Annotated in this window: 22 protein-coding genes; 12 read left to right on the forward strand and 10 right to left on the reverse strand. The window is 57.6% G+C overall.

Translation table 11 applies throughout. The features are described 5' to 3' along the window. Window positions 1-74: 74 nt before the first annotated feature. Window positions 75-200 carry a hypothetical protein gene (locus IAE27_RS29555; RefSeq protein WP_004102372.1) on the forward strand — a complete coding sequence of 42 codons (126 nt, stop codon included), beginning with the start codon at window positions 75-77 and terminating at the stop codon, window positions 198-200. 338 nt (window positions 201-538) lie between these two features. On the opposite strand, the gene ftrA is transcribed toward IAE27_RS29555, so the two are convergent. Beyond that, window positions 539-1,549, reverse strand: coding sequence for a transcriptional regulator FtrA (gene ftrA / locus IAE27_RS04335; protein WP_064395826.1), 1,011 nt, complete (start codon window positions 1,547-1,549; stop codon window positions 539-541). 67 nt (window positions 1,550-1,616) lie between these two features. On the opposite strand from ftrA, the gene IAE27_RS04340 reads away from it, so the two are divergent. From IAE27_RS04340 to urtE, 7 genes are all read left to right on the forward strand, one after another. Further along, a complete protein-coding gene (locus IAE27_RS04340; RefSeq protein WP_004102369.1) occupies window positions 1,617-2,009 on the forward strand; it encodes a rhodanese-like domain-containing protein in 393 nt (130 codons plus the stop codon). Window positions 2,010-2,158: 149 nt separating this feature from the next. Continuing rightward, a complete protein-coding gene (locus tag IAE27_RS04345; protein WP_004113301.1) occupies window positions 2,159-3,262 on the forward strand; it encodes a cobalamin-independent methionine synthase II family protein in 1,104 nt (367 codons plus the stop codon). 175 nt (window positions 3,263-3,437) lie between these two features. Then, window positions 3,438-4,709: an urea ABC transporter substrate-binding protein gene (urtA, locus tag IAE27_RS04350; RefSeq protein ID WP_154022629.1), complete on the forward strand. Its 1,272-nt coding sequence runs from the start codon at window positions 3,438-3,440 to the stop codon at window positions 4,707-4,709. 81 nt (window positions 4,710-4,790) lie between these two features. Continuing rightward, on the forward strand, window positions 4,791-6,365 hold the full coding sequence (gene urtB, locus IAE27_RS04355; protein ID WP_070557676.1) for an urea ABC transporter permease subunit UrtB: 1,575 nt from the start codon (window positions 4,791-4,793) through the stop codon (window positions 6,363-6,365). Next, entirely contained in the window at window positions 6,365-7,438 is a 1,074-nt protein-coding gene (gene urtC / locus IAE27_RS04360) for an urea ABC transporter permease subunit UrtC (protein ID WP_200092006.1), read from the forward strand. The genes urtB and urtC overlap by 1 nt, the downstream gene beginning before the upstream one ends. Further along, window positions 7,438-8,235: an urea ABC transporter ATP-binding protein UrtD gene (urtD, locus tag IAE27_RS04365; protein ID WP_064355706.1), complete on the forward strand. Its 798-nt coding sequence runs from the start codon at window positions 7,438-7,440 to the stop codon at window positions 8,233-8,235. The genes urtC and urtD overlap by 1 nt, the downstream gene beginning before the upstream one ends. 9 nt (window positions 8,236-8,244) lie before the next feature. Continuing rightward, window positions 8,245-8,943, forward strand: coding sequence for an urea ABC transporter ATP-binding subunit UrtE (gene urtE, locus IAE27_RS04370; protein WP_200092009.1), 699 nt, complete (start codon window positions 8,245-8,247; stop codon window positions 8,941-8,943). 290 nt (window positions 8,944-9,233) lie between these two features. Here the strand turns inward: urtE and IAE27_RS04375 are convergent, their stop codons facing one another. After that, window positions 9,234-9,704: a helix-turn-helix domain-containing protein gene (locus IAE27_RS04375; protein ID WP_004113296.1), complete on the reverse strand. Its 471-nt coding sequence runs from the start codon at window positions 9,702-9,704 to the stop codon at window positions 9,234-9,236. A gap of 118 nt (window positions 9,705-9,822) precedes the next feature. Beyond that, the gene (gene ydeE, locus IAE27_RS04380; protein WP_200092011.1) at window positions 9,823-11,016 is read right to left on the reverse strand and encodes an efflux MFS transporter YdeE; all 1,194 of its coding nucleotides are present in this window, start codon (window positions 11,014-11,016) and stop codon (window positions 9,823-9,825) included. A gap of 193 nt (window positions 11,017-11,209) precedes the next feature. Here ydeE and eamA point away from each other — a divergent pair, with 193 nt between their 5' ends. Further along, window positions 11,210-12,109 (forward strand): O-acetylserine/cysteine exporter, encoded by a 900-nt coding sequence (gene eamA / locus IAE27_RS04385; protein WP_154022626.1) that lies wholly within the window; start codon window positions 11,210-11,212, stop codon window positions 12,107-12,109. Between the two features lie 32 nt (window positions 12,110-12,141). Here eamA and marB read toward each other — a convergent pair whose 3' ends face one another. From marB to marR, 3 genes are read right to left on the reverse strand one after another with little or no spacing between them, the layout of a single operon-like run. After that, on the reverse strand, window positions 12,142-12,360 hold the full coding sequence (gene marB, locus IAE27_RS04390; protein WP_004102353.1) for a multiple antibiotic resistance protein MarB: 219 nt from the start codon (window positions 12,358-12,360) through the stop codon (window positions 12,142-12,144). A 31-nt stretch (window positions 12,361-12,391) separates the two neighbouring features. Further along, window positions 12,392-12,772 (reverse strand): MDR efflux pump AcrAB transcriptional activator MarA, encoded by a 381-nt coding sequence (gene marA, locus IAE27_RS04395; protein WP_004102351.1) that lies wholly within the window; start codon window positions 12,770-12,772, stop codon window positions 12,392-12,394. Window positions 12,773-12,789: 17 nt separating this feature from the next. After that, complete coding sequence (marR, locus tag IAE27_RS04400) at window positions 12,790-13,224, reverse strand: multiple antibiotic resistance transcriptional regulator MarR (protein ID WP_004102349.1); 435 nt, start codon at window positions 13,222-13,224, stop codon at window positions 12,790-12,792. 260 nt (window positions 13,225-13,484) lie between these two features. Here marR and IAE27_RS04405 point away from each other — a divergent pair, with 260 nt between their 5' ends. Then, window positions 13,485-14,153 (forward strand): MarC family NAAT transporter, encoded by a 669-nt coding sequence (locus IAE27_RS04405; protein WP_004102348.1) that lies wholly within the window; start codon window positions 13,485-13,487, stop codon window positions 14,151-14,153. 72 nt (window positions 14,154-14,225) lie between these two features. Here IAE27_RS04405 and IAE27_RS04410 read toward each other — a convergent pair whose 3' ends face one another. After that, window positions 14,226-15,425, reverse strand: a complete 1,200-nt coding sequence (locus IAE27_RS04410) for a sugar transporter (RefSeq protein WP_023321061.1) — start codon at window positions 15,423-15,425, stop codon at window positions 14,226-14,228. Between the two features lie 205 nt (window positions 15,426-15,630). Here IAE27_RS04410 and IAE27_RS04415 point away from each other — a divergent pair, with 205 nt between their 5' ends. Together IAE27_RS04415 and IAE27_RS04420 are read left to right on the forward strand one after the other, a co-directional pair. Beyond that, the gene (locus tag IAE27_RS04415; RefSeq protein ID WP_004102346.1) at window positions 15,631-16,422 is read left to right on the forward strand and encodes a PhzF family phenazine biosynthesis protein; all 792 of its coding nucleotides are present in this window, start codon (window positions 15,631-15,633) and stop codon (window positions 16,420-16,422) included. 9 nt (window positions 16,423-16,431) lie between these two features. Beyond that, window positions 16,432-17,238 carry a PhzF family phenazine biosynthesis protein gene (locus IAE27_RS04420; RefSeq protein WP_070557672.1) on the forward strand — a complete coding sequence of 269 codons (807 nt, stop codon included), beginning with the start codon at window positions 16,432-16,434 and terminating at the stop codon, window positions 17,236-17,238. Window positions 17,239-17,372: 134 nt separating this feature from the next. Here IAE27_RS04420 and IAE27_RS04425 read toward each other — a convergent pair whose 3' ends face one another. The 3 genes from IAE27_RS04425 to IAE27_RS04435 are packed head-to-tail and all read right to left on the reverse strand — an operon-like array spanning window position 17,373 to window position 20,312. Next, the gene (locus IAE27_RS04425; RefSeq protein WP_004113290.1) at window positions 17,373-18,653 is read right to left on the reverse strand and encodes an SLC13 family permease; all 1,281 of its coding nucleotides are present in this window, start codon (window positions 18,651-18,653) and stop codon (window positions 17,373-17,375) included. A 19-nt stretch (window positions 18,654-18,672) separates the two neighbouring features. Further along, window positions 18,673-19,143 (reverse strand): YhcH/YjgK/YiaL family protein, encoded by a 471-nt coding sequence (locus IAE27_RS04430; protein WP_108703863.1) that lies wholly within the window; start codon window positions 19,141-19,143, stop codon window positions 18,673-18,675. Continuing rightward, window positions 19,140-20,312 carry a sialidase family protein gene (locus tag IAE27_RS04435; protein WP_070557669.1) on the reverse strand — a complete coding sequence of 391 codons (1,173 nt, stop codon included), beginning with the start codon at window positions 20,310-20,312 and terminating at the stop codon, window positions 19,140-19,142. Before IAE27_RS04435 ends, IAE27_RS04430 begins: the two co-directional genes overlap by 4 nt. Between the last annotated feature and the right edge of the window lie 9 nt (window positions 20,313-20,321).

The following is a 20,321-nucleotide window of genomic DNA, read 5'->3' on the forward strand; positions in this document are numbered from 1 at the left end:
GCCTGAAGATGATAAAGGCAGCCAGAAACCGAACAAAAGCAAATAGCCCTTTCACACGTTGTTTAGGAGGCATTATGGTAGAACGCCCAGATATTACTGAACCGCTACCGGGTACTGACCCTTTACCTGACGAAGATTTACCTGAAAGTCCGGACGTAAACGATCCGGTAGTCCCTGAAGACCCGGATGTCATTAAATAACGGCTGTCTGGATATTCAAAAAACCGCCTTTTATTTCGGGCGGTTTATTTCTTTTAAGCTCATCTCCGCAGACTGATTTATATCGATAAAAGACGACGACAATTGCGGTGGTTTTCACTTTGCTTTTGAATGAATAACCGCGTAGTCGCTTTCGGTCGGTATCAATATGCCGGCACGATTTTTCCGGCCAGCTTATCGTTCACTGGCCATAGAATATGAATTGACGGCCCAGTGTCTCGCGCTAGCGATATGCGCGTATCTAAGATGACACGTGAAGTAACAGAGCCAGCAAAACAATCATTTACCACATTCCTCCGAGCGACAATATCGCTGATAGATTACGCTCGGTTTGTTTCACTCTGCATCTTTTTTCGATACTGCAACGGGCTAAGCGCATACTGCTGGCGGAAGTGATGGCGCAGGGTGCTGGCATTCGCGAAACCGCAAAGCTCGGCAATCTGCTCAACGCTCAGGCGGCTGTGGGTTAAATGCTGGGTCGCGCGCAGCAGTCGCTCATCAAGCAGCCAGCGGGCAGGGGTTTTACCGGTAGCGTCTTCAAAACGGCGTAAAAAGGTCCGTGAGCCCATACCGGCTCTTTCCGCCAGCGATGCCACGGTATGATTGGCGGCGAGATTCTGGTGCAGAAAATCGAATAATAGTCCGAGTCGCTGGCTTTCTCGCGCTTTGGCTACCGGCCGAACAATCTGCTGCGCCTGTCCGCCGTCGCGATGGGGGGACACCACTAAACGCCGCGCGACAATATTCGCCGCATCAATACCGAAGTCCTCGCGCACCAGATGCAGACATAAATCGATTCCTGCGGCGCTGCCTGCGGAGGTCATCACGCCCTCAGCGCCGACGTACAGCACGTCATCAATGACTTCAATCAGCGGAAAACGCGCCCGCAGCTGATCGGTGTAGCGCCAGTGGGTGGTCGCCTGGCGGCCGTTAAGCAACCCGGCAGCGGCCAGAACGAACACCCCGGAGCAGATCGAAATTATCCGGCAGCCCCGCGCATAGGCGGCAACCAATGCCTGGCACAGGTCAGGCGGCACAGGGGAATCGATACTGCGCCAGCCGGGCACTACGATCGTGTCCGCTTCGCTTAACAACGACATGCCGCCGTCGGTCATCAGACGTATCCCGCCGGTTGCCCGCAGCTCGCCTTCATCCACCGCGGCCACGGCGAAACGATACCAGCGCTCGCCCATTTCCGGACGCGGCAGGCCGAAGATCTCTACCGCGACGCCAAATTCAAAGGTACACAGGCCATCGTAGGCGAGGGCAACCACCCGGTGGCGTGACAACGTCACGGATGGGGTTGTCATGATTTCAGCGTTTTCAGTCATGGTTATCGGCAGATGTCGTGCAGGCGGTTAATTAAAGTAGTGGTACCACAGACAAGGAGAAGATGCCATGAGTGTTGTAACCGCGATTACCCCCGCCAGCTCTACCGATGCCGCCGCCTGGTTTCGTCATAAGCTAAGCCTCGAAACTGACTGCGCCGATGTCTACAGCGCGATGCGCGAAGAAGACGTGGATTTTGTTCTGTTACATGTCGTCGGCAGTGAGGAAACCTTTGCCCGTCGTCATCTGCCGGGGGCCCTGCATTTACCGCACCGACAAATTGATGCAACCCGAATGGCGCAGTGGCCTGAGGATACGCTGTTTGTGGTTTACTGCGCCGGGCCGCATTGCAATGGAGCAGATGTTGCCGCCATGAAGCTGGCGCTGCTGGGACGTCCGGTAAAAATGATGCTCGGCGGCCTGACAGGCTGGGAAGATGAAGGGCTACCTTTCGCAAAATGAATTTATTTCATGTGCCATGAATTATTCTCGTTTGCCGATGAATCGTCTGCATGACAGTATCTGGACATATAGACATCCAGAAGTCTAAATATTCAAATAATGAACTATCACGGCGGGCAATTAACCTTGCCCGCCGCTAAGGAGACACCATGCAACGTCATCAGGCCCCGTTCCGCGCAGATATCGTCGGCAGTTTTTTACGTCCGGACGCCATCAAACAGGCTCGCCAACAGCTGGCTGCAGGCGCTATTGACGCGCAGCAGCTACGGCAGATAGAAAATGAAGCTATTCGTCATCTGGTGCAGCAGCAGTGCGAGTGTGGGCTGCACGTGGTGACCGACGGTGAGTTCCGCCGCGCGTGGTGGCACTTTGATTTCTTTGACGGTTTACAGGGCGTCGAACGCTACGATTCCGAAAAGGGTATTCAGTTCAACGGAGTCCAGACCAAAGCGCACGGGGTACGCGTCACCGGTAAACTGGCCTTTGGCGATCACCCGATGCTGGAGGATTTTCGCTATCTGAAGAGCATCAGCGGCAGCGCGCAGCCGAAAATGACCATCCCCAGCCCAAGCGTTTTGCACTTCCGCGGCGGGCGCAAAGATATTGACGCGACGGTTTATCCGGACCTCGCTGACTATTTCGACGATCTGGCGACCACCTGGCGCGATGCCATCCGCGCCTTCTACGATGCGGGCTGCCGCTATTTACAGCTTGATGACACCGTCTGGGCCTATCTGTGCTCCGATGAACAGCGCCAGCAGGTACGCGATCGCGGCGAAGATCCCGATGAGCTGGCGCGCATCTATGCTCGCGTGCTGAATCAGGCCCTCGAGGGAAAACCGCAGGATCTGACCGTTGGTCTGCACGTATGCCGCGGTAACTTCCGTTCAACCTGGATATCCGAGGGCGGGTACGAGCCGGTTGCCGAAGTGCTGTTCGGTGGAGTGAACATCGATGCCTTCTTCCTGGAGTACGATAACGACCGTTCCGGCGACTTCGCGCCGCTGCGCTTTATCCGCCCTGGCCATCAGCAGGTGGTGCTGGGCCTGATCACCACTAAAAATGGCGAGCTGGAAAACCCGGAAGGCGTGAAGGCGCGTTTGCGGGAGGCGGCGCAGTACGTCCCGCTGGAGCAAATTTGCCTTAGCCCGCAATGCGGTTTTGCCTCAACCGAAGAGGGGAACTCGCTGACGGAAGCCCAGCAGTGGGACAAAGTCCGTCTGGTCACCGGTATCGCCGCTCAGGTCTGGTAACGCTTTTATAGCGCAGCGTTGCACTATTTTAAGGCAACGCTGCCCGTCGCTTCGCTTTTCCCGTCTGGTTCATCACGCTTTCACGCCCCTGCAAAAGCTGGCATTGTTTTTGCCTTATCACTTCCGGTTAGTCGTTAATTCATTTTTGTCTTTGCGCTATTCAGGAGTGACACACATGCAGCGTCGAACACTATTAAAAGCTTTTGCTCTCTCCGCCTCTGTTATCAGCATGGGCTTCTCCTTGCAGATATACGCCGCCGACACCATCAAAGTCGGGATTATGCATTCGCTCTCCGGGACGATGGCGATTTCCGAAACCCCGCTTAAAGAGGTCGCCCTGATGGCGATCGACGACATTAACGCCAAAGGGGGCGTGCTGGGTAAAAAGCTGGAGCCGGTGGTCGTTGACCCGGCCTCAAACTGGCCGCTGTTTGCGGAAAAGGCGCGTCAGCTGCTTACGCAGGATAAGGTCGCGGCGGTGTTCGGCTGCTGGACCTCGGTATCGCGCAAATCGGTTCTGCCGGTATTTGAAGAGCTGAACGGCCTGCTTTTCTACCCGGTACAGTATGAAGGCGAGGAGATGTCGCCGAACGTCTTCTACACCGGCGCAGCGCCGAATCAACAGGCTATCCCGGCGGTGGAATATCTGCTGAGCGAAGACGGCGGCGGGGCGAAGCGCTTTTTCCTGCTGGGTACCGACTACGTTTATCCGCGCACCACCAACAAAATTCTCCGCGCGTTCCTGCACGCCAAAGGCATTCAGGATAAAGACATCGAAGAGGTCTATACCCCGTTCGGCTATAGCGATTACCAGACCATCGTCGCTAACATTAAGAAGTTTTCCGCCGGCGGTAAAACGGCGGTGGTTTCCACGATCAACGGTGATTCCAACGTTCCGTTCTATAAAGAGCTGGCTAACCAGGGGCTAAAAGCGACCGATGTTCCGGTGGTGGCCTTCTCGGTGGGTGAAGAGGAGCTGCGCGGGATTGATACCAAACCGCTGGTGGGCAATCTCGCGGCGTGGAACTACTTCGAATCCGTGGATAACCCTACCAACAAACAGTTTGTCGCCGATTATCGCGCCTGGGCCAAAGCGCATAAGCTGCCGAACGCGGATAGTGTGGTCACCAACGATCCGATGGAAGCAACCTGGGTCGGTCTGCATATGTGGGCCCAGGCGGTAACCAAAGCGGGGACCACCGATGTCGATAAAGTTCGGGAAGCCATGGCCGGTCAGACCTTTAAAGCGCCGTCGGGCTTCACCCTGACGATGGATGCGACCAACCATCACCTGCATAAACCGGTCATGATCGGCGAAATCGAAAGCAACGGCCAGTTTAACGTGGTCTGGCAGACTGAAGCACCCGTTCGCGCCCAGCCGTGGAGCCCGTGGATTGCCGGGAACGATAAAAAACCGGATCACCCGGTAAAAAGCGCCAGTAACTAAACGTTGAACCCCGGCGCTAAGCCGGGGTGACGGATTCTGTCGTTCGGGCACGGCCCGATTTCCCGGGTAAGGAGGACCACCATGAACCCATTGCGCCTTATGAGTTATTTTGCGCTGCTGCTGGTATTGATGCCGTGGCGGGCGCAGGCAGCCGACGCCGACGATTTCGTGGCTGCCACCCGCAGCCAACAGGCGCTGCTGCTTGAGCAGTGGGCCGTCGCGCCTGCAGCGCCGCGTTTACCGCTGCTAAGGGCGCTGAAAAGCGAGACATTACAATCGGATAGTCGCGGTCATGCGTTCAGCAAGCAGGGTGATAAGCTACTGGCGCTGGGTGCGGTTGCGGCTCCCGAAGGAACAATAAAACCGGTACGCCTGACCAATCGTCTGCGTAACCTCGCGGCAGGGGCGCTGGCCACGCATCAGCTGGTCAGTGACAACGTCACGGAAAGGGCCTCTGCGGCAAAAATCCTCCAGCGCGAAGCGACGCCAGAAATGGCGGGCCTGTTACAGCAGCGCCTGACGGCGGAAACCGACGGCGCGGTCAAATCGCTGCTGGAAATTGCGCTTGCTCGTCTGCAGCTAACCAGTCCGCAGCCTGCGCAAAGGCTGGCGGCCATTGAACGGCTCGGTCACTCAGGCGACCCGGAAACCCAGGCGCTGCTGGCGCCTTATACCGACGCCCGGCATGAGCCAGACCCGGCGATCCGCGCGGCGGCGCAGGAGAGCCTGAGCAAAATCCAGCACCGCCTGCTGCTGGGCGATCTGCTCGGACAGGCGTTTATGGGCCTCTCCCTCGGCTCTGTCCTGCTGCTCGCCGCGCTCGGCCTGGCGATCACCTACGGACTGCTGGGGGTCATCAACATGGCCCACGGCGAAATGCTGATGATTGGCGCCTACAGCTGCTGGCTGGTTCAGCAGGCGCTGGCGCAACTGGCCCCGCAGTGGCTGGCCTTCTATCCGCTGATTGCGCTGCCGGTGGCGTTCCTGATTGCCGGCGGGATCGGCATGGCGCTGGAGCGCACCGTGATCCGTCATCTCTACGGTCGCCCGCTGGAGACGCTGCTGGCCACCTGGGGGATCAGCCTGATGCTGATCCAACTGGTGCGGATGCTGTTTGGCGCGCAGAACGTCGAGGTCGCCAATCCGGCGTGGCTTTCCGGCGGCGTGCAGGTTCTGCCGAATCTTATCCTGCCGTGGAACCGTCTGGCGGTACTGGCCTTTGTGCTGCTGGTGCTGCTCTTCACCTGGTTGACGCTGAACAAAACCCGCCTCGGGATGAACGTGCGGGCGGTGACGCAGAACCGCGCGATGGCGGCCTGCTGCGGCGTCCCTACCGGCCGGGTCGATATGCTGGCGTTTGGTCTCGGCTCCGGTATTGCCGGGCTGGGCGGCGTTGCGCTATCGCAGCTCGGCAACGTCGGGCCAGAGCTGGGCCAGGGCTACATTATCGACTCCTTCCTCGTGGTGGTGCTCGGCGGCGTCGGTCAACTGGCCGGCAGCGTGGCGGCGGCGTTTGGTCTTGGCATCTTTAACAAAATCCTTGAGCCGCAAATGGGGGCCGTGCTGGGCAAAATCCTGATACTGGTACTGATTATCCTGTTTATCCAGAAACGTCCTCAGGGACTGTTCGCCCTCAAAGGGAGGGTTATTGACTGATGAGCCAACCTGTTACCTTAACGCTGGCGCGCAAAGCGCCGCGCCCGCTGCGGTGGATCGGCATTCTGCTGCTGTTGGGCCTGCTGAGTATGCCGTTTCTGGCGCTGCTGCCTGCTACGCATCCGCTGGCGGTTTCCGCCTGGCTGCTGACGCTGACCGGTAAGATCCTCTGCTACGCTATTGTCGCTGTCGCGCTGGATTTAGTCTGGGGCTATGCCGGGATGCTCTCGCTTGGCCATGGGATCTTTTTTGCCCTCGGCGGCTACGCCATGGGCATGTATCTGATGCGCCAGGCGGCGGGCGACGGACTACCGGCCTTTATGTCGTTTTTATCGTGGAGCGAGCTGCCGTGGTTCTGGTGGGGCACCCAGCATTTTGCCTGGGCGATGCTGCTGGTGGTGCTGGTGCCCGGTCTGCTGGCGCTGGTGTTTGGCTGGTTTGCCTTTCGCTCGAAAATCAAAGGCGTCTATTTTTCGATCATGACCCAGGCGCTGACCTACGCCGGAATGCTGCTTTTTTTCCGCAACGAAACCGGCTTTGGCGGTAATAACGGCTTTACCGGCTTTACCACGCTGCTCGGTTTCCCCGTCACCGCCATTGGTTCCCGGGCGGCGCTGTTTATGGCGACGGTGCTGCTGCTGTTGCTCACTCTGTGGATTGGCTATTTGCTGGCGCAAAGCAAATTTGGCCGCGTGCTGACGGCGGTGCGCGATGCTGAAAACCGCCTGATGTTCTGCGGCTACGACCCGCGCGGATTTAAGCTGCTGGTCTGGACGCTTTCTGCCGTGCTGTGCGGCCTGGCAGGGGCGCTGTACGTGCCGCAGGTCGGGATCATCAACCCCAGCGAAATGTCGCCAACCAACTCTATCGAAGCGGCCATCTGGGTGGCGCTGGGCGGTCGTGGAACCCTAATCGGCCCGGTTCTTGGCGCAGGGCTGGTCAACGGCGCGAAGAGCTACTTTACCATGGCGATGCCGGAGTACTGGCAGCTGTTTCTGGGGCTGATTTTTATTATCGTGACGTTGTTTTTACCGCGTGGCGTTATCGGCCTGCTGCGTAAAGGAGATCGCTGATGCAACCGGATGAAGAGCTCTTTACCCGCCAGCTGCCGACGGACCGTTTTCGTGAGCAGACCGATCCGGTGCTGCAGCTGGAAAAGATTAACGTCAACTTTGACGGTTTTCAGGCGCTGACCGACCTGTCGCTGCAGATTGGCGTCGGCGAACTGCGCTGCGTGATTGGGCCGAACGGCGCCGGTAAAACCACCCTGATGGACGTCATCACTGGCAAAACCCGGCCGCAGAGCGGCAGGGCGCTTTACGATCAGTCGGTAGACTTAACGACCCTCGATCCTATCGCCATTGCCCGGCAGGGGATCGGACGCAAGTTCCAGAAACCGACGGTCTTTGAGGCGCTGACGGTGGCAGAGAATCTCGAACTGGCAATGAAAGGTGATAAATCGGTGTGGGCCAGCCTTCGGGCGCGCCTGACCAGCGAGCAGGCCGACCGAATCAGCGAAACCCTGCGCCTGCTGCGCCTGGAGGGCGAACGCCATCGGCCGGCGGGGCTGCTGTCGCACGGGCAAAAGCAGTTTCTTGAGATCGGCATGCTGCTGGTGCAGGAGCCGCATCTGCTGCTGCTGGACGAGCCCGCAGCCGGGATGACCGATGCAGAAACGGAGTATACGGCCGAGCTGTTCCGCACCCTTGCCGGTCAGCATTCGCTGATGGTGGTTGAGCATGATATGGGCTTTGTCGAGACCATCGCCGACCGGGTGACGGTGCTGCATCAGGGACAGGTGCTGGCGGAAGGATCGCTGCGCGAGGTGCAGGCTAACGAACAGGTGATTGAAGTTTATCTCGGACGCTAAGGAGCGCGGATGCTACAGGTTAATCAACTACATCAATATTATGGCGGCAGCCATATTCTGCGCGGCGTCGATTTTGCCGCGCGTCTGGGGGAGGTCACCTGCCTGCTCGGACGCAACGGGGTGGGGAAAACCACTTTGCTGAAGTGCCTGATGGGGCTGATCCCGGCGCGCAGCGGCGAAGTGCTGTGGCAGGAGAAGAATATCACCCACCGTAAACCGCACCAGCGGGTGCAGTCGGGGATCGCCTACGTGCCGCAGGGGCGGGAGATTTTTCCGCGCCTGACGGTCGAGGAGAATCTGCTGATGGGGCTGTCCCGCTTTCCCGCCCGCGACGCGCGCGCGGTGCCGGAAGAGGTTTTTCAGCTGTTTCCGGTGCTGAAAAGCATGAAGCAGCGGCGCGGAGGCGATCTTTCCGGCGGGCAACAGCAGCAGCTGGCCATTGGCCGCGCGCTGGCCAGCCGCCCGCAGCTGCTGATTCTTGACGAACCGACGGAAGGTATTCAGCCGTCGGTCATCAAGGAGATTGGCGAAGTTATCCGCCAGCTGGCGAATCGCGGTGATATGGCGATCCTGCTGGTCGAGCAGTTCTACGATTTCGCCGCCGGGCTGGCGGACCGCTACCTGGTGATGTCGCGCGGGGCGATTATCCAACAGGGCAGCGGCAGTGATATGGAAGCCGAAGGCGTCCGCGGGATGGTTACCATATAGGCCTTTCCCGGATGGCGGTCTCTCCCCGGCTCGCGCTGCGCTTAGCCGGGCTACAGGTATACAGCCGTCTGCTGGCCCGTAGTCGGGCAAGGCGCTTTGCGCCGCCCCGGAGCTCATCAGAGGCCACATTAGATATGGTTTCCCGGAGGCGATGCAGCGCATCTGTCCGGGCTACCGCATGCAGACGGCGATGGGCCCGTAGCCCGGGCAAGGCGCTTTGCGCCGCCCCCGGGGTTCATCAGCGGCCGAATTGGATAAGGTTTCGCGGAGGCGCACCATCGCTCAGTAGGTTACTTTCGCAGCAGCCGCTGCAGCCGCGCCTGACGCCAGTTTTTGATCCATTCGCCAAACACAAACAGGCGTAATCCTTTTACCGCCAGCAACGCCCCCCAGATGATCGCCACCCATGCGGACCAGTAGCTGTCCGCGCCGGTCAGCCAGTTCAGCGCCGCCAGCAGGACGCAAACCACGACCGCCACGGTCAGTGAACGGTAAAAACGGCTTTCGCGTTCGACACGCGCTTTGGCTTCCTCAATGCGTAAATCCAGCGATTCGTCATGGCCTTCCGGCGAATCGCCGCTAATCTCGGCGACGTTAACTTCAAAGACTGCCGCAAGCGCGCTAAGGGTCTCCAGACCGGGGCGGTCCCCGTTCTCAATGCGCTGAATGGTCCGCACGCTCACGCCCGCCAGCTCGGCGAGCTGCTCCTGGGACCAGGCGCGCTGTAAACGTAATTGTTTAACCTGATTGCTACTGTTCATCGTGACTCTCTCCGGGTGAAAAACCTGAGATGGAGTATTGTTGAGCGGGCTGTCGGCAACCACGATCGAAACCCGACAGGGGGGCGACAGCAACCTGACAGCCGCACGGCGCCTGGGCTCAGGCGCGGGCGACCGCACTACCGTTCCACGCGCGTACGTTCATCCCACGGAAAATCATCAGCCAGGCGGCAATAATAGCGAGCATCAATATTGCAAACAGCGACCAGTGCGGCAGATGGGTCAGAATCGTCCCGGTCAGCATCGGGTTAAAAGCCGCTCCCAGCCAGCCCAGCGACTGGGCGGAAAAGTAGCTGGCCTTCATGCCCGGCGGAGCAATGTTATCGATCAGCATATATTCACCCGGCGCGTAGATCACTTCACCGAGCGTAAAGACGGCGGCAGAGAGGCCCCACAGCAGCAGGCTATTATCGGAAATAACAAAACCGCCCAGTCCGAGTACAAAACAGACCGTACCAAAGGTCATCAGCGGGCGAATATTACGCGCGGTGAGGCGACGGCCGACCGCGTACTGCAGCGCCACCACGACGGCGGCGTTGACCGGCAGTACCACGGCAACCACTTTTTCAGCAAAATCGCTGTCCGCTACCACCAGCACATACTGGGAAATACAGGAAGCGAAAGAGCCGCCGACGAATGACGCCAGCAGGCCGGAGAGCGTAAACCACAGTAGCGCACGATCGCGCAGCAGCACCGAAGGCGACCACTGGACCGCATTATCCTCAGCAATCGCGGCGCTGGTGCGCTGGACAAACAGCTGAATAAACACCAGCGGCAGCGCGGCGCAGCCCGCTGCCAGCCAGAACGGCAGGTTAATGCTGTACATCACCAGCAGAGTGCCGATCGGCGGTCCAACGGTCCAGCCAATATTAAGAAAGGTGTAGTTAAGGGAAAAAATCTGCGCCTTCTTTTCCGGCGACAGCACGTCGGCGAACCACGCTTTCAGGACGGTGGAGAATACCGAGTAGGCGCAGTTAATCAGCGCGAAGAAAAACACTACCAGCGCGACGCTATTGACCAGCGGAATAGCGATGAAACCGCCAATAAACGCCAGCACGGCGAGAGTCATATAGCGCTTTTTATCGAACTTATCGGCGAGAATGCCAAACCCCATGCTGAACAGTACCCCGACGATCAGCGCGCTCGACAGCGCATAGCCGATTTTATCCACTTCCAGCTGGTACTGCCGGGTGAGGTAGATCGTCATAAAAGGTAACGTTGCGCCTCGGCCAATCGTTAACAGCAACGACGAAGCCAGCAGCGCCGCCGTTGAGCGCCTGAGTGTCGGTATCATTTTTTCCTTGCCTGAAGTGATGTTATTTTTGTTGTCCCGATCACAAATAGCATGCTAACCGACGCTTGTATAGTTCCCATCGGGGATGAAAAGCACGCCAGCGACCTACCGAAAATAATGATCTAGGCGGCGGACGAATTATTCTGTAGTTTGATTTTGTTCACAAAAAATCCAATAACAACCGAGGCAGGGTATGACGCGAAAAGACGGGCTGCTGGCATTGCTGGTGGTGGTGGTATGGGGGCTGAATTTCGTGGTGATCAAGGTGGGGCTGCATAATATGCCGCCGCTGATGCTCGCCGGACTGCGTTTTTTGCTGGTGGCTTTCCCGGCGCTGCTCTTCGTCGCGCGGCCAAAAATTCCGCTCACTCTGCTGCTGGGCTACGGTCTGACTATTAGCTTTGGCCAGTTTGCGTTTCTGTTCTGCGCGATTAGCCTCGGTATGCCTGCCGGCCTGGCCTCGCTGGTGCTGCAGGCGCAGGCCTTTTTTACCATTATTCTTGGCGCGTTTATCTTCGGCGAGCGTTTGCAGGCGAAACAGCTGGCAGGTATCGCACTGGCGATTTTCGGCGTCCTGGTGCTGGTCGAGGCCAGCCTCGGCGGACAGCATGTTCCGCTGGTGGGCTTTATGCTGACCCTGGCGGCGGCGCTGAGCTGGGCCTGCGGCAACATCTTCAATAAAAAAATCATGTCCCATGCGAGCCGGCCGCCGATTATGTCTTTAGTCGTGTGGAGCGCGCTGATTCCGGTGCTGCCTTTTATGCTGGCCTCCTGGCTTCTCGATGGTCCGCAGATCATGGCGGCAAGCCTGCTGCATATCGATGGGGTAACGATTCTGTCGCTACTGTATCTGGCGTTTGTTGCGACGATTGTCGGCTATGGGATCTGGGGTTCGCTGCTCGGTCGCTATGAGACCTGGCGCGTAGCGCCGCTGTCGCTGCTGGTGCCGGTGGTGGGAATGGCCAGCGCCGCCTTGCTGCTCGGCGAAACGCTGAATAGCCTGCAAATGCTGGGGGCCGTGCTCATTATGGCCGGGCTATATATCAACGTTTTCGGCCTGCGGATCGTGCGTCCTGGAATGGCGAGAGGATAAAAAAAAGCCCCGGTGACGGGGCTAAAGGGATTTTACAGGCCTTGCTGGTTGTAATAGGGTACGCCCAGTTCATCTGATTTATCACTGCCCGAGGCCATGTGATTGAAATCAAAAGGCGAATCATTATGCTCGGAAGGAATAATCATCGCATCCCGGTTGTTGTGGCGAACCGGAGTGGTGGTCTGCTCCGCATAACTCTGGCTGGAGACCAGCGCCAATAGCACGATGGCGGCGGAAGCGAATAGTTTCATGATTTCCTCAATACGTCTTTTTTGCAGGCGGTTAACAACAGTTGTTCAACGGGAGCAGGTAGCGCGACTCGCCCGGCACGTTAGTAATACGATACTGGTGCGGCGGAACATCGAAATAGTTTTTGAAAGTCCGCGTCAGCGTTTGCTGCGACTCAAAGCCATAGCGCTCGGCCAGGTATAAGATAGGCTCGTTGCTCTGCTTCAGCTTCTGCGCAATCTCGGTCAGCTTACGGCTGCGGATATATTGTCCCAGCGAGTGACCGGTCTCTTTCTTGAACATTCTTTGCAGGTGCCACTTGGAGTAACCTGAGCGCTCTGAAACCTTCTCCAGCGACAGGGGCGATTCCAGGTTATCCTCGATCCACGACAAAATACTATGGATAGTGATGGCGTCGTTATTGCGTCTGGACATCATCTTACCTCTTCTTATTACGACAGAACTTTTTTGAGCAGGCACTCAAGAGTGGCCACTTCATCCGTCGACAGATTTTTTGTTAGTTCCTGGTGCAATTTCTGACCCACAACCTGATGACACTGCTCACAAAGGGCTGCGCCGTCTGGCGTTAGCTGCACCAGTACGCCACGCTTGTCAGTCGGGTTGGGTAACCGTTCAATCCAGCCTTTACAGACCAGGCGGTCAAGCATGCGCGTCATGGCGCCCGGATCGACGGAAAGGACGGTTTTCAGCTCAACGGGGGTAATACACACTTCGCAACGAATGGAACAGAGCACCCGAAACTGGGTGGACGTAATATCCATCGGTGAGAGGTAGTCGTTGAGCAGGCGATCTTTTTTCTGGTTAACCATCTGGATCAAGCGTCCGAGGGGGATCATTTCGTTAAACAGGTCGCTTGTACTTTTCACGATGGTTGCCCAGGCAATGACTTAGTTGCGGGAGATATTATTGCCTAGGCAAATATAAGTCAACCTGATGAATAAGCCGATGCCACGATTTGCTAAAACGGATAGTTGTGATGCAGGTCACTCTATTTGGCGTGGTTGTCTTATGATTTATTGCATGATGGATACATTCTGCCGGGAACTCGCGCTACTCTGACAACCAACGCTATACTCGGCGCGCGTCATTTTTTGATAATCCAATATTTACAGGACTTTAACTCACTATGATGGATCTTTTTAAAGCGATAGGCCTGGGACTGGTTGTGATCCTACCGCTGGCAAACCCGCTGACTACCGTGGCGCTGTTCCTTGGCCTGGCCGGAAACATGAATAACGCCGAGCGTAACCGGCAGTCGCTGATGGCCTCGGTCTACGTGTTCGCCATCCTGATGGTCGCGTGGTACGCCGGGCAGGTGGTGATGAACACCTTTGGCATATCGATTCCCGGACTGCGTATCGCCGGGGGGCTGATTGTCGCCTTTATCGGCTTCCGGATGCTGTTTCCGCAGCAAAAGGCCCATGATTCGATGGAAGCTAAGCTCAAATCGGAAGAGCTCGAAGATGAACCGACGGCCAATATTGCCTTCGTTCCCCTGGCGATGCCGAGCACCGCAGGGCCGGGGACGATCGCGATGATTATCAGCTCGGCGTCGACGGTAAAGCACGGAGCAAACTTCCCGGAGTGGGTTGTGCTGGCGGCGCCGCCGATTACTTTTGCGCTGGTCGGCATTATTCTGTGGGGCTGCCTGCGCAGCTCCGGAGCGATTATGCGTCTGGTCGGGAAGGGCGGTATCGAGGCGATTTCCCGCCTGATGGGCTTCCTGCTGGTCTGTATGGGCGTGCAATTCATCATCAACGGCGTGCTGGAGATTATTTCGACCTATCACGCCTGACGACTTTGCGTCGACAGGAAAAATAAAAAAGCCTGCCGTTTTGCAACCGGCAGGCTTTTTTTAGTCGAACGATCAGGAGTGATGCGGCTGATGGTCGTCCAGCGAGATCGGCCAGCGGCGGAAAATCATCACCGCCCACATTAACGCGACGACGGCCGGGATCGCGCCGACATAGCCAATCGACGCCATCGACAGATGGGTACTGACCTGACTGCCCACCAGCGCGCCAGCGCCGATGCCGATATTAAAGATCCCCGAAAACAGCGACATCGCCACGTCGGTTGCATCCGGCGCCAGCGCCAGCACTTTAACCTGCATACCAAGCCCGATAATCATGATCGCCACGCCCCAGAAGACGCTCAGCAGCATCAGGTGGTTAGCGTTGTGCGAGGCGGGCAGCAGCAGTAGCAGACACGCCAGCAGCAGGCCAATCGCCGCATTGATTAATCCGGAAGCATGCAGGTTGCCGAGCTTACCAAACAGAATGCTGCCGACGATACCCGCGCCGCCCAGCGTCAGCAGCAGCACGGTCGCGAAGTTGCCGCTCAGGCCGGCGACCGTCTGAACGAACGGTTCAATATAGCTATAGGCGGTATAGTGCGCGGTCACCACAATCACCGTCAGTAAATAAATACTCAGCAGCGCAGGGCGGCGGAACAGCACCGGTAGGCTTTTCAGCGAACCTGAATGCTCGCTCGGCAGCCTGGGCAGCAGCTTGATCAGGCATACCATGGTGATCAGCGCTCCCAGGCCAATAACCAGGAAGGTGGTGCGCCAGCCAAAGTACTGCCCGACGATACGGCCGATCGGGATACCGAAAACCATCGCCAACGCGGTACCGGTAGCAATCAGGCTCAGCGCCTGCGCCCGTTTACCGGCTGGCGCCATACGAATCGCCAGCGCTGAAGTAATCGACCAGAATACCGCGTGGGCAAAAGCGATACCGATACGGCTGATCACCAGCACGTTAAAGTTCCATGCCAGGAACGACAGCACGTGGCTGGCGATAAACAGAATAAACAGGCCAACCAGCAGACGACGGCGCTCCATCTTGCTGGTCAACAGCATAAAGGGCAGCGACATCAGCGCGACGACCCAGGCGTAGATCGTCAGCATAATCCCCACCTGCGCCGTTTCCATGCCGAAGCTGTCAGCAATGTCCGACAGCAGGCCAACGGGCGCAAATTCGGTGGTATTAAAAATAAATGCCGCAATCGCAAGCGTGACTACGCGCAGCCACGCGACCTTGCGTGAAACCGTATTTGTCATCATAAGTTCAGGGCTGGTTACAAAGAGGAAAGAAGTGGCACGATCTTAAAACGATCGCTGCCTAAAACACAACCATTTTGTGATCTGAGTCTCATTTTTGTTTGAAGGAAATACCTGAACCTAACGGATTAATTTTCTTATAAAAGGTGTGCAATTATCCCGTTTATGTCATGTTATCGATAAGTAAAGAAGATGAAGGGACCGAACGATGCAGGAAATTAATTTTTATCTGGTCGATGCGTTCAGCGACCATAGCTTTGGCGGCAACGCAGCGGCGGTTTGCCCGCTCACCGAATGGCTGCCGGACGAAACGTTGCTGAAAATGGCGCAACAGCATAATCAGTCGGAGACGGCGTTTTTCGTCCGCACCGATGAAGGATACGAGCTGCGCTGGTTTACCACGCTGGATGAGATCAACCTTTGCGGCCATGCGACGCTGGCGGCATCGCACGTGATTTTTGAATATTTCGATCACCCGTCATCAACGATTGTCTTTAGCACCCGTTTTGTTGGCGAGCTTCGCGTCACGCGCAGCGGCGACTGGCTGACCCTGGATTTCCCGGCCTGGGCGACGACCGCCGTTGAGCAGCCGCCTGCGGAACTGCTGGCCGGGCTCGGACTGCGCGAAGCGCAGGAGATACGCGTGGCGCGCGATTATCTGGTGATTCTGGCCAACCGCCAGCAGGTGGAAGCCGTGCGCCCGGATATGCAGAGACTCCAGCGCCTCGGTAAAATGATCTGTATCAGCGCGGCGGATGAAGAGTATGACTTTGTCAGCCGTTTCTTCTGCCCGGGCGAGGCGGTGGCGGAAGATCCGGTGACCGGTTCGACCCACAGCATGCTGATTCCCTACTGGGGCGAAAAGCTCGGCAAAACGGAGATGCAGGCGCGGCAGGTTTCGGCCCGCGGCGGCGATCTGCGCTGCCAGTGGCGGGGCGAGCGGGTTCTGATCGGCGGTCAGGCGACTACCTATTTAATCGGCACGATTACGCTGCGTTAAGGAGGCCGGGTGACGGAAATCCCTTTTTATCTGGTGGCGGCTTTCAGCGACCAGCCTTTTGCCGGCAATCCGGCGGCGGTATGCCTGCTTAAAGAGTGGCTGCCGGATGCGCTGCTGCTCAACATGGCGCAGCAGCACAACCAGTCGGAAACCGCGTTCGTGGTGCCAGAAAGCGATGGTTTTGCGCTTCGCTGGTTTACCACCCGCAACGAGGTCAATCTCTGCGGCCACGCTACGCTTGCCAGCGCGCATGTGATATTTCATCACCTGGATTATCCTGACGCGGTCATTCACTTCGCGACCGCTTCCGGTCGCCTGACCGTGAGCCGTGAAGGCGAGTGGCTGACGCTGGATTTCCCGGCGGGAGAAACGCAGGATGGTGAGCCGCCCGCCGCGATGCTCTCCGCGCTGGGTATTGATAGCTATCTGCACGCGCGTAAGGGACGCGCATGGCTTATCGAGCTGGCCTCTCGCGACCTGCTAGAAGCCCTGCGGCCGAATATTACCGCGATGATCCCGGGTGAGCATAAAGTTACCGTTACCGCCGCAGGCAGTGGCGAATATGACTTCGTCAGCCGCTTTTTCTCCCCGGGAGAAGCGGTGTGGGAAGATCCGGTAACCGGTTCTGCGCATACCATGTTGATCCCCTACTGGCGTGCGAAGCTGGGCAAAACCCAGATGCTGGCGCGGCAGGTTTCCGCGCGCGGCGGTGATATTCGCTGCGAGCTAAAGGGCGAGCGGGTATTAATGAGCGGCCAGGCGGTAACCTATTTAAATGGCGTAATCACGCTACGTGAAATAACGTCAGGCGAGTAAGCAAAATAAAAAGGGATCGGCAATAAACCTGCCGATCCCTTATCCATCCCCGCGTGTTGGGCAAACGTCTCCTGCGTACTCCACGAAAAACCAGAGCCACTATCGGGTCAGACCAGAACAGATTGAAGAGAAAACTACATCGGGAATATCACAATCGCGCCGACGCACAGTGCCAGAATCCGTATTAAGTACATCGGCACCGAGAATATCCAGAATTCCGGTAATTTATATTTTCCCATTCCCAGAATCATTGCCGGCATACCGTCAATCGGCATATAGCCACCGTTCCAGCCAGAAATGACCACCGCAATTGCGGCTGCGGTAGGGTTGAGGCCGAGGCTGGTACAGGCGGCGATCGCGATCGGCGCGAAGATATACACCGAGCCCATGTTCGACCCGGTAAAGGTTGAGCAGGTGCTGGTCAGTAGCGCAAAGATAAAAATAAACACGAAGGGCGATACGTTTGCGCCGAGCACGCCTGCCACCGCATCGCCGACCATTGCCGTGAAGCCCGTGCCTGCCAGCGCATCGGCAACGCCGATCACCCCGGCCATCATCAGGATAACCGGCGCGCCCATATGATCGCGAACCTCTTTGAAGTCGACGACATTAATCATCATCACGAAGGCGGCGGCGAGACCCGGTACGACATAGGCGATATTGCCTAACTGGTTCATCAGCATCATACCCACGACGCTGAACGCAAAGGCGCCAACGGTGCAATACTCTTTCCACGCGGGCAGCACCACGGCTTCCTCTTCGCGTACCGCCATCGCTTCCTCGGAGGCATCGGCGATCGGGTGATCGGGTAAAAAGCGATACGCAACCAGGCACCAGGCCAAAAAGGCCAGCGACATCACCAGATTGACCAGAGCAAATTTCACCATTGAAATCTCCTCGTTGAAACCGGCGGTTTGCAGTACCGTGGCGGTGACGCCAAACAGCAGCGCGACGTTAACCGGGAACAGAGGATGATTGGTGGCGAATCCCAGCGGCATCATCAGCTTTGAGGTCGGCAGCTTCTTGCTGTAGGGGATGGTCGAAACCAGTGACAGAATCAGCACGTAGTATCCGGTTGAACCGGTACCCGCCAGGCTGGCGCCAATCATGACAATCACCAGTAGCAGGGCGTAGCTTTTATAGCTGCCTTTATTTACCAGATTAACCATCGCCGATTTTACGTTACCTATCAGCCGCGTTTTCTGCAGCGCCGCCATCACCACCATGAATCCGGCGATCATAATGACGCTTGAGTTAACAAACCCGGCAAAGGCCTGCTGAACGTTGGAGAGCCCTGTCACAACCAATAGCAGACAGGCGAGCAGCGGCGGTGCGCCAAACGCCATTTTGTCTGACATAATAAGAACTATCATTAGCACCAGAATGCCCAGCGCCAGAATCATTTCCATTGTCATTGTTATTTCTCCTTCTTATTTACCCTTCCAGCATGTCGCTCGGCACTTTAAATACGGCTTTGCGTACCGTTGACGGCACGTCTACCGCGCACAGCGCCTGATGGGGTTCGCCGGGCAGAAATATCGCAAAATCACCGGGATACAGGGTGATGGATACCGGCAACGGGCAATCGTGGGCGATAAACAGATCCGGTTTGCGCTCTTCATCGCTATCCTGCGCGACGCAGAGCATTCCGGCGTTAATCACCTCGCAGCCCGCCAGCATCACCTGAATATCGGCCCACTGATGGTGATATTCGGTGTGCCGCTGGGCGGCCGGTTGGGTATGCGCTTCGCCGATATTGCAATACCAGCGACAGTTTTCCGGCTGCCAGCGGCCGTCCGGTCTGCCGCTCAGCGCCGCTAGCGTGGCTTGCGGAAGGGAGAGGATCTGCCGCAGCGCCGGGGGAAGCCCTGCCAGCGGCAGGGCGTTAAGGTTGCCGACGATCATCGTGCGGACTCCTTCACCCACTCGGGCGAAACGTGCACGTATTTAATCGCCTGGCGGAACCAGGTGTAGGCAATGTGCAGCGTGCCGTCCGCCCCTTGTTTGATACTCGGGTAGGAGAACTCGCGATTGCGCTTATCCAGCGAGTTATTGGTCATGCAGTAGCCGTCGCCTTCATCGAGGTTGCGCTGCCATGGCCAGGTTTTACCGCCGTCGGCGGAGATGGCTACGGTCATCGGCGCGCGCGGCGCTCCCCAGAAGGCCGAACGCCCGCTGGTCACTTCCGGCTCTTTGCGGCTGTTATCGCCATCGTCGATTTCGTCGTAAAGCGATGCCCGGCGTTCCCGCGCGCCGGCGGCGCTCATGTGGTTAAAGACCAGCGCCAGTTCGCCGCTGGCGAGGGTGGTCACCTGAATAGATGAGTTGTTATTGGGCAGTTCAGTCGGTTCCGGCACTGACCAGCTTTCGCCGTTATCGACGGACTGACTGTAGTAGATATTGTCGGCCCAACGGCTGCGGAACAGCGCAACCAGCGTGCCGCCCGGCAGCGTGGTGATGTTCATATGTACGCAGCCCAGGCTTTGCGGGACTTCGACGTCGCGCCAGGTTTTGCCGCAATCGGAGGAGATTTTGACGGCGCTGATATCGTCGTTGCCAACCCATTTTTCACCCGGTTGAGTGCGGCAGTAGAAGACCGGCAGCAGCCAGTTGCCGTTGTCGAGGACGGTGATCGGCTGGCGAATAAAGGTGCCGGGCTTATCGAGCAGGGTGGCAATCTCGCCCCAGGTTTGACCCAGATCCGTTGACTGGCGATAGCGCACGATGGCGGTATCCTGGTTGCCGGAGATCTGCGCGGTCCACAGCAGCCATAGCACGTTATCCGGCGCCAGAAAAAGCACCGGGTTTTGCTCGGAACGGCTGGCGTCATCAGACAATTTGACCGCATCGCTCCACTGGCGGCTCCCGGGCAGCAGACGCGATCCCCAAACGGAGATGTCGGCAACGCCTTCCTGGGTACCGCCGAACCAGACGCACATCAGGGAGCCGTCCGGCAGCGGCAGCAGGTTTGCCGCATGGTTTTGCGGGCAGGATGACGGTAACATCGCGGTTTCGACCCGCGCATCCTGTTCATGCTGATTAATGATTCCGTCACGAATTGCGGTTACAGACATATTCATACT

This window comes from Klebsiella sp. S69 (genome assembly GCF_016516145.1).
Lineage (GTDB): Bacteria > Pseudomonadota > Gammaproteobacteria > Enterobacterales > Enterobacteriaceae > Klebsiella > Klebsiella oxytoca.